The sequence below is a fragment of the Allofournierella massiliensis genome (genome assembly GCF_964241245.1).
GTDB classification, from domain to species: domain Bacteria; phylum Bacillota; class Clostridia; order Oscillospirales; family Ruminococcaceae; genus Allofournierella; species Allofournierella massiliensis.
This window is the reverse complement of record NZ_CAXSWZ010000012.1, coordinates 39,651-57,149: the sequence shown is the minus strand read 5'-3', so window position 1 is coordinate 57,149 and position 17,499 is coordinate 39,651. Positions and strand designations below refer to the sequence as shown.

The following is a 17,499-nucleotide window of genomic DNA, read 5'->3' as shown; positions in this document are numbered from 1 at the left end:
TTCAAACTCGGGCGGCTGTGCGTGCCGCCGGTACTTATACTATACCCAATTTCTCCATATTTTGCAACCGTCAGGCCCCGCAAAACAGCGCAAAGCTCTGCAGTGCAGCCGCGGCGCTCACGAACACTGCCGCGCAGCGCACGCCCCGGCTCACATCCCGCCGGGCGCAGAAGGCATTCTGTTCCCCCAGCAAAAGCAGCAGGATGGGCAGAACCGGCAGCAGATAACGGCCCTGAATGCCGAACACGGTGGTGGCGTTGATGGGCGTCCAGATCAGCGCGGCCACAACCATGAGCCCCGCCACCGACAAAGCCACCAGGCCCATCACCCAGCGGGCGGGCTGGTTCAGCCGGGCAGGCTGTTCCGCCCGGCGCACCGAAGCGCACACCGGAACCAGCAGCAGCAGGATGGTCAGGCTCCAGCTCAATGTCAGCTTGTGCACAATGGGCTCGCCGGGCAGCGCCCCCACCAGCCCCTGCAGGTAAACGGGAAGCTGTTCGGTGATCGTGTTGGCCAGCAGCTTGATCGTCTGGCTCAGATGGCTCAGAATATAGCCCACGCTGAAGGTGTAGATGGATTCGCCATTGGGCTGAATTCCGGCAGCCAGCTCCTCCGGAGTAAAGGTCTGTCCGCTGTTTGCCAGCACCCAGACAGCCGTACCCCCGCCTGCCAGCAGGATCAGACCGCAGGCGCCCAGCGCCGCCCACTTGAACCAGCGTTTTTTATGCAGCTTGTACCAGGCAATACCGCACAGTGCCACCAGCACCAGTGCAGGCAGCACTGCCAGCCGGATGCGCTCGGTATCCACGCTGCGGAAGGTGTAAGCCACCGTCTCGCCGTTGACCATCAGCCAGCTGGCCAGAGCCGCCACACACACCAGAGCCTTGAAGATGCGGCTGCGCAGCTTTCCGCCCAGCTGTTCCGCTCCAATGGGGAACACCAGCGCCACCATGCCCAGATAGATGGCTTTGGCCGGAGCCAGCAGCGCCGCCAGCACCAGAAGCGCCGCACAGCGGCCGATGCTCACCTGCTTTTTCTCTGTCAGGGCACTCACACAGAGCGCCGTGAACAGGAAGGCCATGCCCAGAACCGTGGTGTCCGCCGAAAAGCTGCCCGCCAGCGAAAGGCCCATGGGCAGCAGAGCCGCCGCACCAAAGATCTCCTTGCTGCCCTGGGGTGCGATTTTCACTGCCAGAGCCGTCAGTGCGGTATAGCAGGCCACGCTGAACAGCCGGCCCATCCACAGCATGGGATAGAAGCCCAGGCCCAGCAGCCGGGCCAGCAGAATTCCCAGCGCCTGGGGCAGATACTGGGCCGGAAGCGGATTGGAGGGCGCCACCACATCCACCCGCTCGGTGAGCTGGCCGCTGTTGCCAAAACCACCCGGATGATCCAGAATCTGCTTGTAACCGAACACGCCGATCTCGCCGGATTTGTTCAGCATATAGGGTGCATCACAGCTGCGCATGGGCAGGGTGTAGGTTCCCTTGCCCCAGTTATCGTAGCCCGTTTCCACACCGGGCTGCCCCATCATCCGGCTGGCCATGGAATAGGCTCCCGCCAGATGGGTGTACTCGTCCGGCCCCGCCATGGGGGGCGTGATCAGCGACCAGGCCAGACCCAGCGCCGCCACCGCATAGGCCACACAGGCCGCCGCGCCGGCTTTTTTGCAGAAGATCAGCCACCAGGCCCCCATGACTGCCGCAAACAGCACCACAGCCACCGGGATACACAGCCACAAACCGATGCTGCCGCTGTAATTGGTGATGTATTGCAAAGCCGCAGTGGCTCCGCCCTCCGGCTGCACCGTACCGCCCGTCAGCGGGAAGGCCGGATTCGCCGCATTGGCGCTCACCGCCGCGTCCGGATCCGGCACAAAGGGAATCTGGTTTTCGTCCAGCTCCACCTCCTGCGGCATGGGGCCGGTGCCGTACACAAGGCCCAGCACATCCTCCGCGGTGGCAGGCTCGTAGTAAATGTGAAGTGTATAGCGGGTGGCGTCCTTTTCCGGGAACACCGGCTGTTCAAACACAATGCCCTGAAAATCCAGACCCAGAATTTCGGTCATATCCAGTGCCGCACCGGTCAGCCGCTGGCCGCTTTCGTCCAGAAGATCCACATACAGGGTACCGTGCACCACCCGATCCAGGCTGGAAAAATACAGACGCACACCGTAAAGCGGCGTGTCCGGCCCCGCAAGGATGCCCTGCGTCCAGCCTTCGGCCGGGTCAGCCGCCAGCATCACCTGGTTTTCCGCGTAATAATCATGCACCTGGTAGTATTCCGACTGGCCGTTCACGGTATGGATCACATTGTAGGCGGTCCAGGCCAGGGCCAGCGCGGTGATCGCCGCCACCAGAAGGCCTGCGGCTGCCAGCCGCCAGCGCTTTTTTGCTGCTTGGTTCGATGCCATAACAGGGCTCCTTCGTTTTTTCGGCAGGGTGCCGTTTTTTTCAGAAGCTGCGGCCTTTGCCCGCATGCTCCTACCTTATTATATATTATATACAGACAGATCGATCCGCACCTCTCTGCTGCCTGTTCATTGTACCGTAAATGCCGCGAAAACACAAGGCCGCGCCCCGGGCACAGAAAAAGCCCCCGGTTTGATACCGGGGGCTTTGGATCGCAAAGAAACGAAAAACGGATCAGCCGTTCTCCTTCATCTTGGCGAAGCACTCGCTGCAGTAAACGGGGCGATCCTCGCGGGGCTGGAAGGGCACGCGAGCAACCTTGCCGCAAGCGGCGCAGGTAGCCTCGAACATCTCACGGGTGCCGCGGGTGGCGTTCTTGCGAGCGTCACGGCAGGCCTTGCAGCGCTGGGGCTCGTTCTCGAAGCCACGGCTGGCGTAGAACTCCTGCTCGCCGGCGGTGAACACAAACTCCTTACCGCAGTCTTTGCATACCAGGGTCTTATCTTCGTACATGCTAGATTCTCCTCTGCATTCTGTTTTTTTGCCCGCGGAAGGATTTCAACCGACACCTTTGGAATTGACCAATGCTCTAAATGTTAAGCTACAGGGGCATATATTCTTACAGGCCGTTCGCCCATAATTCAAAAATAGATTGTTAACCACGCGCTTCTTTCAGCTTGCGACGCAGGCGGGAAAGTGCATTTTCCACCGACTTGGGGCTTCTGCCCAGCGCCTGAGCGATCTGCTCGTAGCTGCAGCCGCTCAAAAACAGCTCCAGCACCTCCTGCTCGAAGGGAGAAAGCCGGGTCTGAATGGTCTGCAGGGTGTCCTGCAGCTGCTCATTCTGGATGGCAAGCTCCTCCGGGCCCGGGGTGGTGTCCTCCTCGCTGAGGGGGACGCTCTGGTTCAGCGGCCCGTGCTTTTTGCGGCCCGCCGCCCGCCGGGCGGTGCGAATCGCATTCTGGATACACCGGCCCGCGTATGTGCCAAACGAGGCCCCTTCACCGGGGCGATAGCTGCGGATGGCGGCAAACAGGCCGATAATTCCTTCCTGCACCGCGTCATCCAGATCCAGCCCGGGGCATACCCCCGCGGCCGCGTGACTGCGGATCACCGGCATCATGTGGGCCAGCACGGCGGCAAGCGCGGCTTCCTGCCCTGCCTTGGCCTGCTGAAGCAATTCTGGAGTGATCTGAGTCATATTCGGCGACCTGAACCGGCCTGCCCAAAACGACGCGCCGGACCTCTGTGTGACATAATAAAAGCATACCGTTTTGCCCAACGTTTGTCAAATGGGATACTCGACAATTTTTGGAGCAATTTCACAGGCAAATTCACCAATTCCCTACCTTCTTTGTGCGGTATGGAAAAAGTTTTGTCTGTTTGTTACCACTCTATCACAGAAAAGTCCACAGGTCAATGAAAAAATAGTGACAGTTTCTGCCTTTTTGTGTATAAAAATCCCAAGGTTTTTAATGGGATATTCCATTTTTTCCGTACAGATTCCAGAATTGCCACACAAAAATCAGCACAAAAGTTGTTTTTCCAACATATCTTCCGTTTCAAATACGGTATCATCATAGCTGTCCGCAGGCGTCGGCGGGCACCATTTGAGTAAATTTCCGGCGCACTTTTATCCCCATGAACAAGGAGACGTTCAACCATGGAACAGAAAATGTTTTGCTATCAGTGCCAGGAAACCGCCGGCTGCCGGGGCTGCACCCAATCCGGTGTGTGCGGCAAGACCCCCGATGTGGCCGCCATGCAGGATCTGCTGATGTATGTGAGCCGGGGCATCTGCGCGGTGACCACCACACTGCGCGGCGAAGGCCGCGAAGTGCCCACCGCAATCAACCAGCTGATCACCCTGAACCTGTTTGCCACCATCACCAACGCCAACTTCGACAAGGAAGCCATTGTGGCCCGCATCCGCGCCACGCTGGACGCAAAGCAGGAGCTGCTCAGCCAGCTGGATCACACGGCCGATCTGCCCGAAGCCGCCCTGTGGGACGGCAGCGGCGACTGGGAGCAGAAAGCCCAAACCGTGGGTGTGCTGTCCACCGAAAACGAGGATATCCGTTCCCTGCGGGAACTGATCACCTACGGCCTGAAGGGTCTTTCCGCCTATTCCAAGCATGCCAACGCCCTGCTGGAGCAGGACGAAGAGCTGGATGCCTTTTTGCAGCGCGCACTGGCCGCCACGCTGGACGACAGCCTCACGGTGGACGATCTGGTTGCCCTGACGCTGGAAACCGGCAAATACGGTGTGACCGGCATGGCCCTGCTGGACAAAGCCAACACCTCCGCCTATGGCAACCCGCAGGTGACCCGGGTAAACATCGGCGTGGGCAAAAACCCGGGTATTCTGGTTTCCGGCCATGACCTGCGGGATCTGGAAATGCTGCTGGAGCAGACCCAGGGCACCGGCGTGGACGTTTACACCCATTCCGAAATGCTGCCCGCCCATTACTATCCGGCGTTCCAGAAGTATCCCAACTTTGTGGGCAACTATGGTAACGCCTGGTGGAAGCAGAAGGAGGAGTTCGAGAGCTTCAACGGCCCCATTCTGATGACCACCAACTGCATCGTTCCCCCCAAAGCCAGCTACAGGGATCGGCTGTACACCACCGGCGCTGCCGGGTATCCGGGCTGCAGGCACATCCCCGGTGAGATCGGGCAGACCAAGGACTTTTCCGCCATCATCGAACAGGCAAAGACCTGCCCCGCCCCCACCCAGATCGAGACCGGCGAAATTGTGGGCGGCTTCGCCCATGCGCAGGTGCTGGCGCTGGCCGATCAGGTGGTGGATGCGGTGAAGAGCGGCGCCATCAAAAAGTTCGTGGTCATGGCCGGCTGTGACGGCCGCGCCAGAAGCCGGGATTATTACACCGAGTTTGCCAAAGCACTGCCCCGGGATACCGTGATCCTCACCGCAGGCTGCGCCAAGTACAAATACAACAAGCTGCCCCTGGGTGACATCGGCGGCATCCCCCGGGTGCTGGATGCGGGCCAGTGCAACGACTCCTACTCGCTGGCGGTGATCGCTCTGAAGCTGAAGGAAGTCTTTGGCCTTGCCGACATCAATGACCTGCCCATTGTGTACAACATTGCCTGGTACGAACAGAAAGCAGTGATTGTGCTGCTGGCCCTGCTGCATCTGGGCGTGAAGAACATCCATCTGGGGCCCACCCTTCCTGCCTTCCTGAGCCCCAACGTGGCCAAGGTGCTTGTGGAGAATTTCGGTATCGCAGGCATCGGCACCGTGGAGGATGACCTGAAGCTGTTCTTCGGGGAAAACGCCTGAGCCAAACCGGCAGTGCGATCCCGGAAAACCGCATAAAAACCGCCGGGCTTCCAGAATAGACGGAAGCCCGGCGGTTTTATTGCATCTTCTCCATCACAAAATTGGTGAGCCGGATTCCCCTGCGCTCCACCTGCTGCTCTTTTACCACCCGATATCCCCTCTTTTCAAAAAAGGGGCGGGCCGTAATGGAGGCATGGGTCACAATGGTGCCCGCCACAGTCTGTTCCAGCCGGTTGCACAGTGCGGTGGCAATGCCCTGGCCCTGATAATCCTTATGCACATAGAGCCGGTCCAGATAACCATCGGCAGCCATGTCGGCAAAGCCAACGAGCACTTCTCCCTCCAGCGCCACAAGGCTGAAATGCTCCTGCAGCGACCGGTTCCAGGCATCCAGATCCGGGCTTCCATCCGCCCAGGCATCCAGCTGAGCCGGGGCGTAGTCCCGGCGGTTCACAGTATGCACCGTATCGTAAAACAGCCGGGTAATCGCTTCGCAATCCTCCGGCCGGTATTCCCGGAGCTCCATGTTTTCTTCCTCCCTCTGCCTGTTCTGTGGGGATTTCCTGTGTCTGCCCCACTGTTTTTATTATAACGCAGCCGCTTTCTTTTTGAAAATCCGCAACCGTGATTTTCTCTTTACAGGTATGGAATATCCCCCATACCTCCAGAATTCAAGATACAAATCGTAATTTAACAAAATATAAATACGATTTGTATCAAATTCGTTTGTCTCGAATGCTCCCTTTGCGTGTATACCCACTCATACCAGGGGAAAAGCCGGGCGAGCTTCTCCGCTGTGCCCGGCTCCTGCCTGTTCTTTTGATCTGTTCTCACAGCTCCAGCTGATCCGGCGCAGCTTCCGTCTCTTCCGAAGGTGCTGCCTGCTGATGCCGGCTTACCTGCCTCAGCAGGCCCTCAATCTCCTCCTCGGTGATGGTGGAATCCACCGTGTTTCCGCCATCATAAATTTTCACCAGAATCCAGCTGCAGAATCCGTCGTCCAGATTTGCCCACGCATAGTAGTTCCGGCCCTTGCAGGCGCCATCGTAGGTAAAGCCTTCCCCGCAGAACAGGAAATCTCCGGTGTCGGTTACTTTGAACTCCGACATCGGGTCGCCAATATCTTCACTGCCGGTATAGTTCACTTCTTCCTCGATTACCATATCCCAGAAGAACAGGTCGTTGGAGTCAACGGTTATCCACATCGGATAGCAGACCAGCCGATCCAGCTCTTCATTGTAAAAATTCACCTGGTCATATCCGGAAGATTCCAGCTCATAGCCTTCCGGGGCTGCAACATCCACATAATAGCCCCTCTCCTGAATGGTGAAGGTGCCATCTCCATTGTCCGGATTTCCTTCCTGAAGCCGCTGGTCCTGCTCCGCTGCTTCCTTTGCACCTTCCGGCAGCACACAGGGCTCCACCGGTTCATAAGAGGTATAATCCATCGTTACTTCCGCGTTCCGGATCCCCAGGGTAAACGCCTCATCCCCCATCAGGCCGGACAATGCCTGCGAGACGTCTTCGCCGATCACCTCTGCGTTCAGACAAACCGCCGGGGCGTCCTCCAGCTCGATCACTTCCTCGTCAATGGAAAACTGCTCTGCGGGCAACTCCCAGATGGCACCGGAGCCGCTTTCCCCTGTCTGCTGGAACTTCTCCAGCTCCGATCGGGTCCAGTTGCCCTCCACATTTCAACACTTATTTTTTATCCAGTGAGCAAGAAAAAAAGCCGCCACGATCCGCCCCGGTCGTCTTCTCTGCCATAGCCGGAACGGTGCTGATTGGAACAGTCGAAGTCATCATGTGCCGTAATAAAATTCATGCAAAAAGCCCTTGACTCTATGGTTACCATAGGGTTTATTCTGACACAGGACGCTTTTTACCGACAGAAAAGAAAACTATTTTATCGGCAAAGCAGCGCCGTATGGGGAAACCACAATCCTGTATGACGCAGGAAGAATGAAGGAGGAAATTATATTGGAATTTGAGATTATCAAAGACATCCTTTCGGTGTTGGGAAATGTGATCAACGGCCTTTCCGGAATCATCATGGGCCTCAGCTTCGGGTTTCTATCCGCCCCCACAGCACTGGGCTATTGCGCGGGCATCATCGGCATGCTGGCCTTCAAGACGGTGATTCCCATCAACATTCAGGGCGAAACCATCGTTCTTGCGGGAAGCGTTGGCAAAAACTTCCGCGAACGCATCAGCATCGTGTTTTACAGCGGTGTGATCATGGTAATTCTGGGCGGCCTGGGCCTGCTCCAGCGCATTGTGGATTTCGCGGGCTCCTCCATCATTTCCGGCATGGAGGCCGGTGTGGGCATCATCGTCATTCGTGTGGCCATTGATCTGATCAAAGAGAGCAAGAAAACCGGCGCCGTCTCGCTGGTTTCCGCCTTTGCCGCCTATTTCCTCACCAAGGACCTGAACTGGACACTGGTCATCAGCATGGCAGCCAGCATCGCCTGTTTCCTGATTCTGAACAAGGGCCCCATGGAGGAGGTAAAGGAAGAAAGCAAATTCAAGTTCTTCAAGCCTGTTACAAACTTCAACGTCATTCGTGGCGCTCTTGCCCTGGCCTGCCTGTCCATCGGCACAAACATCGCTTACAGCGGCATCGTTTCCGGCATGGCGGGAATGGAAAACCCGAACGTGGACGGCCTGACCATCTATTCCGGTGCGGCGGACATTCTGACCGGCCTGTTCGGCGGTACGCCTGTTGAAATCACCCTTTCCTCCACAGCAGCAGCGCCCCATCCGGTGGCGGCCGGCATTCTGCTGATGGTGGTGATGGCGCTGATCCTCTTCGCACGTCTTGTTCCGAAGATTGCGCGGTTTATCCCGGCGGTCTCCATTTCCGGTTTCCTGTTCGTACTGGGCTCCATGGTCAGCGTTCCCCAGTATGCCGCAGCCACCTTTGAGGGTGCAAGCCAGGCGGATGCTCTGGCCGGCGGCGCCACCATTGCCGTTACCGCGCTGATCGATCCCTTTGTGGGGCTTCTGGCAGGTATTGTAATTCGATTCCTGTCCGTTGTATCCGGACTCGCGGTCTGATAGCAGAAAGGAACTCACAGTGAATATTCTTCATGGCAACATCCTGTTTTCAAAAAGCTACGACGAGCTGGTCACCTATGAAGACAGTTATCTGATTGTGGAAAACGGAAAAGTCCGGGAAATCTGCAGCGTTCTTCCGGAGCAGTATAAAGGCGCAGAGGTCACGGACTACGGAAAAGGCGTGATTATTCCCGCCTTTTCGGACCTGCATGTCCATGCTTCCCAGTATATCGAGCGGGGTCTTGGAATGGACATGCTTTTGTCGGACTGGCTGAACGAGTACACCTTCCCGCAGGAGGCCCGCTTTGCGGACATGGACTACGCCCGGCCGATCTACGACGCCTTCATTGACGACATGATCAGGCACGGCACCTTCCATGCCTGCATTTTTGCCACCATCCATCGGGAAGCCACCTCTTATCTGATCCGCCGCATGGAGGAGCGCGGCCTTTACGGCTATGTGGGCAAGGTGAACATGGACATCGCTTCGCCCGATTATTTGTGCGAAACGGTGGAGGAATCCCTCCGGGAGACGGAGCAGTATCTGGCCGACTGCACAGGTCACAAAACCGCAAAGCCCATCATTACCCCGCGGTTTGCTCCCACATGCAGCGAAGCGCTGGTAAAGGGTCTGGGCGCTCTGGGCAAAAAGTATCAGGTGGGCCTGCAGACCCATCTGGTGGAATCCCGCTGGGAGGCCCAGGAGGCCCTGCGGGTTTACCCCGGCTACAAGTGCGACACGGAGATTTACGAAAAAGCGGGACTGATGGAGAACGGCCCGGTTGTGGGCGCACACTTTATTTTCCCCGCCAAAGAGGACATCGAAATCATCAAACGTCACGGCGGCCATACCGTTCACTGCCCGGATGCAACTACCAACATCATTGCCGGGATCATGGGCGTTTCCGCCCTTCACAGCGACGGCGTGAACATTACCCTTGGCACCGATGTGGGCGGCGGCCATTCCATGGGCATCTATACACAGATCGGCCGTGCCGTGCAGCTGTCCAAGCTGAAGTGGTTCTACGAGCCGGAAAACGCCAGCCCCATCCCCTTCACCAACGCCTTTTATCTGGCCACAAAAGCCGGCGGACAGGTGTTCGGAAAGGTGGGCAGCTTCGAAAAGGATTATGTGTTTAATGCACTGGTCATCGACGGCATGGAAGATCTGAACATTCCGCTGACGCCTGCGCAGGTCGTGGAGCGGTTCTGTTACATCGGAACCACCGACAACATCAGGGCCCGGTATCTGGGCGGCAGGTGCATCGGCTGACACGGCCCTTGACAAAAATGCAATTCCACCCTATCATGACAACCGTCGAGACCGGCGGTTGTCATCTTTTTTTTGCTGGCAACATGGGAGGTGTGTTATGAAGGAGTATCTGCGAATCGGGGAACTGGCCCGCTTGTTCCATGTGGATGTGCAAACCCTGCGGCTGTATGAGGAAAAGGGGCTTTTGCTGCCGCAGGGCCGAGAGGAAGGAAGCAACTATCGCTACTACAAGTTCGACCAGTCTTACTCTTTGGCGCTGATCCGCTATCTGCGCCGTCTGGGCTGCCCTCTGTCGGAGATCAGCGGCTTTATGGGCCAGCGCAGCTTCACGGAAACCTGTTCCTATCTGCGGCATCAGTCCAGCAATCTGCGCGAGCAGCTTCAGGAACTGTTGCGGCTGGATGCGGTGATTCAGACGAAAATCGCCTTTACAGAGCAGGAGCTGGAAAACCTCTGCGTTGAAAAAATCAGCGTCGAGCGCTTGGATGCCATCCCGTACATTGCCCTTGGAAACCTGAGCGAGGTTTTCTCCAACGAGCTGTTCTATCTTTACCCCACCCTGGCCTTTTATCAGGGCGAGGAGCAGTCCTTCGGCGCTTATCTCATCGGTGAAGTTCCCGAGGCTTCCCAGCATTCGGTTCATGAGATCCCGGCGGGCAATTACCTGACCGGCTACCATGCCGGGCCTTACTCCAGCATCTGGGAGACCTTTACCCGGATGCGCAGCGCCACACAGCTGCCTTTGGCAGAGGATGTCATCTGCATCAACATCATCGACCAGTTTGTGGAGGTAAATCCCCAGAATTATATTACGAAGATATTGATTAGAATTCTGGACGATGGTGGCTCTATATAAAATTCAATGCTGCCAGGCAGCAAAGAGTACTTCTTCCCCCTTCACGATTTTCTCTTCACTTCCCGACGGCCCGGGCAGTGTACGTCAGGGAAGCGTAGAAAATAAACAGCGAACGGGAAAAAGCCCCCGAATGCAATTGCATTCGGGGGCTTTCAGTTTGCGTAATGAAACAGGTAATCGCCGCTCTTCTTATTCCGTGGGCCAAGCAGGAAATTACTCAAGTGAAACGGAAACAGCCGGCCAATCAGCCGAGCAATATGAAATCCGTGCCGCAAAGCGACACACCTTACTTCTTCACTCTTCACTATTTGTTATTCACTTTCAAAAATCCCGAGCGGGGAGCACAAAATCAGTGAAGAGTGAAAAGTGAATGGTAAACAAGGAAAAATCCCGAACGCTTACGCATTCGGGATTTTTGAGTTTGTGGGATGAAATTGATGCCCGAAAAAGCTGTACGCTTCTCTGTGTAACAATCAGCAAAATAACCCCGCCATACAAACTCCTCATGCGTACTTTGTACAGAGGATGACTACCGTAAGTTATTACTAAACTATCGAGATAAGATTTCTCCCCACGCTCTCCGTGCGGAGGGCGACACCGGTGCCCTTGTTCAGTGCATCCACCAGCGTGTATTTCTATCCACGCCCTCCGTGTGGAGGGCGACCGCGATGCTGCGCATCCGCTTCATGTCAGCCAGATTTCTATCCACGCCCTCCGTGTGGAGGGCGACCGGCCACGCTGATGGCGTCAGTAAGCGCCATCTTATTTCTATCCACGCCCTCCGTGTGGAGGGCGACGAGTGGGAATTGAATGTTTCCACGGGAGAAAAGGAATTTCTATCCACGCCCTCCGTGTGGAGGGCGACCCCGAAAAGGCATGGGAAAAAATCGTCCTCGAAGAGATTTCTATCCACGCCCTCCGTGTGGAGGGCGACGTCAAACGGGTGGTTTCTGCCGTGCGCGCATTCCTATTTCTATCCACGCCCTCCGTGTGGAGGGCGACGACAGCGGGCTTGCGGTCTTTGATGGATTTATGGATTTCTATCCACGCCCTCCGTGTGGAGGGCGACCGTGAAAGGGTTTGACCTGTCGGACTGCGTACAGGATATTTCTATCCACGCCCTCCGTGTGGAGGGCGACAGCGCGTCCAATGGAATCCTGGGCGCGATTTTTGATTTCTATCCACGCCCTCCGTGTGGAGGGCGACTGCGGGGAGAAAGAAAAAGACCCCGAGAAAATCAATTTCTATCCACGCCCTCCGTGTGGAGGGCGACCATAGCACTTATAAACAAGGCGATCAGCGGAATATTTCTATCCACGCCCTCCGTGTGGAGGGCGACAACCCCTACGACGTGACCACCGCAGACCAGCTTATATTTCTATCCACGCCCTCCGTGTGGAGGGCGACGCAGCAGGCAGTTCACGACACTGGTAACCAGTGTGATTTCTATCCACGCCCTCCGTGTGGAGGGCGACCGCGCAGAGCTGAATGCAGCCAACCATGGAACGGTATTTCTATCCACGCCCTCCGTGTGGAGGGCGACCATTATGATCGAAGTGGACGGCGAGCAGCTTGTGATTTCTATCCACGCCCTCCGTGTGGAGGGCGACGGCGTACTGCGACCCGAAGCAGCTGCGGACTGAAATTATTTCTATCCACGCCCTCCGTGTGGAGGGCGACTTGCATCGACCTACGCAACGGCAAGATAACGCAATTTCTATCCACGCCCTCCGTGTGGAGGGCGACTGTGGCGAACAACCTTAAGCAGGCAGCGACCACCGAATTTCTATCCACGCCCTCCGTGTGGAGGGCGACCGACAGCGAACCCACCGTTTGGCGCATCCGCAAGGTATTTCTATCCACGCCCTCCGTGTGGAGGGCGACGGCTGTTTGCCGGGCTGCTGGGCGTGATAATCCATATTTCTATCCACGCCCTCCGTGTGGAGGGCGACACAGCCAACCCCTGCACAGCTTCAGGCCCGGGCAATTTCTATCCACGCCCTCCGTGTGGAGGGCGACGGCACATTTGCGGACGTGCTCAATTGGGGCTCTCAGATTTCTATCCACGCCCTCCGTGTGGAGGGCGACGCTCTCAGGAAGGCGAACGCTTTGGCGTAACCATATTTCTATCCACGCCCTCCGTGTGGAGGGCGACACCTACCTGTAGCCCGCAAACACCACTGTCCTGTATTTCTATCCACGCCCTCCGTGTGGAGGGCGACAATCAGCCGTACATCCCGCCCACCGGCGCAGAACTATTTCTATCCACGCCCTCCGTGTGGAGGGCGACCCGCGAAAATGATCGTGGGACAGCCCACAGAAAGGAATTTCTATCCACGCCCTCCGTGTGGAGGGCGACCTATAACTCCACAAGATGGAAACACAAGGCAGAATTTCTATCCACGCCCTCCGTGTGGAGGGCGACCCGCGTGGGTCGACCTGCACACCAGCAACGTTTTATTTCTATCCACGCCCTCCGTGTGGAGGGCGACGGTTGCCGTTTGCATCGGGGCGGACGGCGGAGAAATTTCTATCCACGCCCTCCGTGTGGAGGGCGACCGAGGTTTTTGGAACCGGCGGCTCCATGCTGGTATTTCTATCCACGCCCTCCGTGTGGAGGGCGACCCGGGTCTGGAGCTTACCATCAACGGCGATCAGGATTTCTATCCACGCCCTCCGTGTGGAGGGCGACACACGCAAAACGCCTACGAAGGCACAACCAACATATTTCTATCCACGCCCTCCGTGTGGAGGGCGACCGTGTCTTTGTGGGTTTCTTTCACCTTCTCACGATTTCTATCCACGCCCTCCGTGTGGAGGGCGACCGTGGAACCGCACAATGTCCGTACCTGCCAGCTTATTTCTATCCACGCCCTCCGTGTGGAGGGCGACGCTGCGATGGTGCGGAATGGGAATGGAGAGGACTATTTCTATCCACGCCCTCCGTGTGGAGGGCGACGACAGTCTCGCCAGACCATCGCCGGTACTGTACCCATTTCTATCCACGCCCTCCGTGTGGAGGGCGACAACATCACCATCAATGCTGCCCCCGGCATGGATGTATTTCTATCCACGCCCTCCGTGTGGAGGGCGACTTACTGCACTGAAACCGTTTGTATGGGCTATGCAATTTCTATCCACGCCCTCCGTGTGGAGGGCGACGCCGGAAAAGGCGTGGGAGAAGGTGTACCTGACGATTTCTATCCACGCCCTCCGTGTGGAGGGCGACCGGAAGCGTGGAGAGCCTGGTGCGGTATATCTGCAAATTTCTATCCACGCCCTCCGTGTGGAGGGCGACGCCTTGTCGTCTGGGCGGATGGGGAGAACCAGGGCATTTCTGTCCACGCCCTCCGTGTGGAGGGCGACGAGGCAACCGTGGCCGCTGCCTTGCAGGCAAAGACATTTCTATCCACGCCCTCCGTGTGGAGGGCGACGCTTTACTGCACTGAAACCGTTTGTATGGGCTATGCAATTTCTATCCACGCCCTCCGTGTGGAGGGCGACCTTTTTTCGGCGGCGGGATGTTCCCCCGTAGGGGATTTCTATCCACGCCCTCCGTGTGGAGGGCGACCTATGATTGGCCCAAGTGCGCTTGTCAGTCCCGTATTTCTATCCACGCCCTCCGTGTGGAGGGCGACCCATGGCTTCTCCCTTCTCGATCTTGCCGGGATTATTTCTATCCACGCCCTCCGTGTGGAGGGCGACCGGACTACGCCAAGACGGTGGTCAAGAACGCCAAATTTCTATCCACGCCCTCCGTGTGGAGGGCGACCACGACGGTTTCCAGATCGTCCGCAACGCCGAGCAATTTCTATCCACGCCCTCCGTGTGGAGGGCGACAGTACAAGGTGGGCGACATCGTGAACTTCACGGGATTTCTATCCACGCCCTCCGTGTGGAGGGCGACCTCCCCCGCTGCGGTGCTGGGGTATGCGATGATGATTTCTATCCACGCCCTCCGTGTGGAGGGCGACGCTCTTCCGTCTCCTGGAGCGTCATGTGCTCGATATTTCTATCCACGCCCTCCGTGTGGAGGGCGACGCCTTGCTGCTCTGTACAAAGTTGGGGGCCTTGTTATTTCTATCCACGCCCTCCGTGTGGAGGGCGACCAGGCCTTGGATGATCGGCTTCACCGTTGTTGTCATTTCTATCCACGCCCTCCGTGTGGAGGGCGACGGGTGGGCGCTCATGGGCCACAGCCCAAAATACAATTTCTATCCACGCCCTCCGTGTGGAGGGCGACGCGATGGAGCGAAGCGCCATCAACAAAACCATCCCGAATTTCTATCCACGCCCTCCGTGTGGAGGGCGACGCGCGCAGGGTCTCCAGCTCGTCGGCCTGCTGCTATTTCTATCCACGCCCTCCGTGTGGAGGGCGACCTGCGGGAGCTGGGCATCGTGGCGTAAGGGAACAGAAGATTTCTATCCACGCCCTCCGTGTGGAGGGCGACCGATGTCGATGTCTTTGTCAGCGTCCGTATAATTATTTCTATCCACGCCCTCCGTGTGGAGGGCGACCTATGATTGGCCCAAGTGCGCTTGTCAGTCCCGTATTTCTATCCACGCCCTCCGTGTGGAGGGCGACCCATGGCTTCTCCCTTCTCGATCTTGCCGGGATTATTTCTATCCACGCCCTCCGTGTGGAGGGCGACCGGACTACGCCAAGACGGTGGTCAAGAACGCCAAATTTCTATCCACGCCCTCCGTGTGGAGGGCGACACATACACCGTCACCCGCCTGGCCTACGACAAGCTATTTCTATCCACGCCCTCCGTGTGGAGGGCGACACGGCCTCTACGGCCTCCTTGTAGTTGTTTACCAATTTCTATCCACGCCCTCCGTGTGGAGGGCGACCGACGATGGTTCTGATTCCTTCCAGGTTGTCTCCCAATTTCTATCCACGCCCTCCGTGTGGAGGGCGACATCGGCCTCGTTGGCCTTGTCCGCATCGGACTGGGTATTTCTATCCACGCCCTCCGTGTGGAGGGCGACACACCCGCGCTGGACAACAAAGGACGGCAGAGTGATTTCTATCCACGCCCTCCGTGTGGAGGGCGACGTAGGCGGCGGCGCTGCGCTTCTTGTCGAGAGTGAATTTCTATCCACGCCCTCCGTGTGGAGGGCGACGTTCCGCCGCCGTCTGGAAGAGGAAAACGAGCGACAATTTCTATCCACGCCCTCCGTGTGGAGGGCGACTGTGGTGCGTATGACAGGCGGGCAGATCGAAAACATTTCTATCCACGCCCTCCGTGTGGAGGGCGACGGTCTGCGGTGGGGGAGGCAGCGTTGTTATCCTATTTCTATCCACGCCCTCCGTGTGGAGGGCGACAGGCTTTTTCGTCGCGCTTCTCGCCGTTCTGGATATTTCTATCCACGCCCTCCGTGTGGAGGGCGACAACGTCCTGGGGATTTTTTTGGGGGAAAAATCTGTATTTCTATCCACGCCCTCCGTGTGGAGGGCGACCTACATCAAGCGGCTATACCGCTGGTGCGATAAATTTCTATCCACGCCCTCCGTGTGGAGGGCGACGGAGCGCGTGGAACAGGTGGGATTTTGCCATGTAATTTCTATCCACGCCCTCCGTGTGGAGGGCGACCGGTGTGAGGAGGTAACAACGATGCCCAGAACTATTTCTATCCACGCCCTCCGTGTGGAGGGCGACCCGGGCCGAGATTGCCCGCCTGCAAGACAAGCTATTTCTATCCACGCCCTCCGTGTGGAGGGCGACCTGTACACCCGGGACGAAAATGACCCGCTTAGAATTTCTATCCACGCCCTCCGTGTGGAGGGCGACGGTCAAAGCGAGGATGACTTCAACGCCAAACTTGCTATTTCTATCCACGCCCTCCGTGTGGAGGGCGACCCTGTGCCAGGCGTGCCACAACAAGGCGCATCCGGAATTTCTATCCACGCCCTCCGTGTGGAGGGCGACCTTATCCAGCAGCAGAAGACGCTTGCGTCCGAGCTATTTCTATCCACGCCCTCCGTGTGGAGGGCGACCGCTGTGGCGTACAAAATCCAGGCAATGACACAAAATTTCTATCCACGCCCTCCGTGTGGAGGGCGACGTGGGCGCTTTCGGGGATATCATCGAAAGCACTAAAATTTCTATCCACGCCCTCCGTGTGGAGGGCGACCTTTTTCCGCCTTTAGATGCGCAGCCACAACCGATTTCTATCCACGCCCTCCGTGTGGAGGGCGACAGGTAGTTCACGGTAATGGTTGCCTCGCCGGAAGTATTTCTATCCACGCCCTCCGTGTGGAGGGCGACGCTGGCAGTATTCTCGATGTTTACGGCGGCGAATATATTTCTATCCACGCCCTCCGTGTGGAGGGCGACGTGCAGGTATTTTCTGGCAACGTCACAGAATCCGATTTCTATCCACGCCCTCCGTGTGGAGGGCGACGCTGGGCGTGATAATCCACGAATGGAGGACGATTATTTCTATCCACGCCCTCCGTGTGGAGGGCGACACAAAGTGGTATGCAATTTCCGATGAAATAATGATTTCTATCCACGCCCTCCGTGTGGAGGGCGACAAGTTTGCAACCGTGGTTTTGTCCGTCCAGAATGTATTTCTATCCACGCCCTCC

At 57.4% G+C, this 17,499-nt stretch carries 10 protein-coding genes and 1 CRISPR repeat array (1 of these 11 cut by a window edge); of the genes, 5 read left to right on the top strand and 5 right to left on the bottom strand.

Annotated elements, in window-relative coordinates; all coding sequences use genetic code 11:
* Nucleotides 1–70: 70 nt before the first annotated feature.
* The 3 genes from ACESYO_RS08040 to ACESYO_RS08030 form a co-directional block, all read right to left on the bottom strand.
* Nucleotides 71–2,413 (bottom strand): DUF2142 domain-containing protein, encoded by a 2,343-nt coding sequence (locus ACESYO_RS08040; RefSeq protein WP_373209747.1) that lies wholly within the window; start codon nucleotides 2,411–2,413, stop codon nucleotides 71–73.
* 232 nt (nucleotides 2,414–2,645) lie between these two features.
* On the bottom strand, nucleotides 2,646–2,924 hold the full coding sequence (locus ACESYO_RS08035; RefSeq protein WP_087180234.1) for a zinc-ribbon domain containing protein: 279 nt from the start codon (nucleotides 2,922–2,924) through the stop codon (nucleotides 2,646–2,648).
* 142 nt (nucleotides 2,925–3,066) lie between these two features.
* Complete coding sequence (locus ACESYO_RS08030; RefSeq protein ID WP_058965313.1) at nucleotides 3,067–3,612, bottom strand: sigma-70 family RNA polymerase sigma factor; 546 nt, start codon at nucleotides 3,610–3,612, stop codon at nucleotides 3,067–3,069.
* A 462-nt stretch (nucleotides 3,613–4,074) separates the two neighbouring features.
* Between ACESYO_RS08030 and hcp the strand changes: the two genes are divergently transcribed.
* Nucleotides 4,075–5,715: a hydroxylamine reductase gene (gene hcp / locus ACESYO_RS08025; RefSeq protein WP_283128651.1), complete on the top strand. Its 1,641-nt coding sequence runs from the start codon at nucleotides 4,075–4,077 to the stop codon at nucleotides 5,713–5,715.
* A gap of 76 nt (nucleotides 5,716–5,791) precedes the next feature.
* Here hcp and ACESYO_RS08020 read toward each other — a convergent pair whose 3' ends face one another.
* Nucleotides 5,792–6,241, bottom strand: a complete 450-nt coding sequence (locus ACESYO_RS08020; protein ID WP_373209746.1) for a GNAT family N-acetyltransferase — start codon at nucleotides 6,239–6,241, stop codon at nucleotides 5,792–5,794.
* A 304-nt stretch (nucleotides 6,242–6,545) separates the two neighbouring features.
* Nucleotides 6,546–7,406: a hypothetical protein gene (locus tag ACESYO_RS08015; RefSeq protein WP_373209745.1), complete on the bottom strand. Its 861-nt coding sequence runs from the start codon at nucleotides 7,404–7,406 to the stop codon at nucleotides 6,546–6,548.
* Between the two features lie 289 nt (nucleotides 7,407–7,695).
* Between ACESYO_RS08015 and ACESYO_RS08010 the strand changes: the two genes are divergently transcribed.
* The 4 genes from ACESYO_RS08010 (at nucleotide 7,696) to ACESYO_RS07995 (ending at nucleotide 11,260) form a co-directional block, all read left to right on the top strand.
* Nucleotides 7,696–8,775 (top strand): SulP family inorganic anion transporter, encoded by a 1,080-nt coding sequence (locus ACESYO_RS08010; protein ID WP_283128592.1) that lies wholly within the window; start codon nucleotides 7,696–7,698, stop codon nucleotides 8,773–8,775.
* Nucleotides 8,776–8,794: 19 nt separating this feature from the next.
* Nucleotides 8,795–10,048, top strand: coding sequence for an amidohydrolase family protein (locus ACESYO_RS08005; protein WP_373209744.1), 1,254 nt, complete (start codon nucleotides 8,795–8,797; stop codon nucleotides 10,046–10,048).
* A gap of 97 nt (nucleotides 10,049–10,145) precedes the next feature.
* The gene (locus tag ACESYO_RS08000; RefSeq protein WP_276872382.1) at nucleotides 10,146–10,904 is read left to right on the top strand and encodes a MerR family transcriptional regulator; all 759 of its coding nucleotides are present in this window, start codon (nucleotides 10,146–10,148) and stop codon (nucleotides 10,902–10,904) included.
* 164 nt (nucleotides 10,905–11,068) lie between these two features.
* Nucleotides 11,069–11,260, top strand: a complete 192-nt coding sequence (locus tag ACESYO_RS07995; RefSeq protein ID WP_283128590.1) for a hypothetical protein — start codon at nucleotides 11,069–11,071, stop codon at nucleotides 11,258–11,260.
* A gap of 207 nt (nucleotides 11,261–11,467) precedes the next feature.
* A CRISPR array of direct repeats spans nucleotides 11,468–17,499; the repeat unit is 33 nt; unit sequence ATTTCTATCCACGCCCTCCGTGTGGAGGGCGAC; it runs 755 nt beyond the window's last position.

Coding starts and splice junctions, on each gene's coding strand:
- ACESYO_RS08000 (WP_276872382.1), top strand. CDS start 10,146: ATGAAGGAGTATCTGCGAATCGGGGAACTGGCCCGCTTGTTCCATGTG.
- ACESYO_RS08035 (WP_087180234.1), bottom strand. CDS start 2,924: ATGTACGAAGATAAGACCCTGGTATGCAAAGACTGCGGTAAGGAGTTT.
- ACESYO_RS08040 (WP_373209747.1), bottom strand. CDS start 2,413: ATGGCATCGAACCAAGCAGCAAAAAAGCGCTGGCGGCTGGCAGCCGCA.
- ACESYO_RS07995 (WP_283128590.1), top strand. CDS start 11,069: ATGAAACAGGTAATCGCCGCTCTTCTTATTCCGTGGGCCAAGCAGGAA.
- ACESYO_RS08030 (WP_058965313.1), bottom strand. CDS start 3,612: ATGACTCAGATCACTCCAGAATTGCTTCAGCAGGCCAAGGCAGGGCAG.
- hcp (WP_283128651.1), top strand. CDS start 4,075: ATGGAACAGAAAATGTTTTGCTATCAGTGCCAGGAAACCGCCGGCTGC.
- ACESYO_RS08020 (WP_373209746.1), bottom strand. CDS start 6,241: ATGGAGCTCCGGGAATACCGGCCGGAGGATTGCGAAGCGATTACCCGG.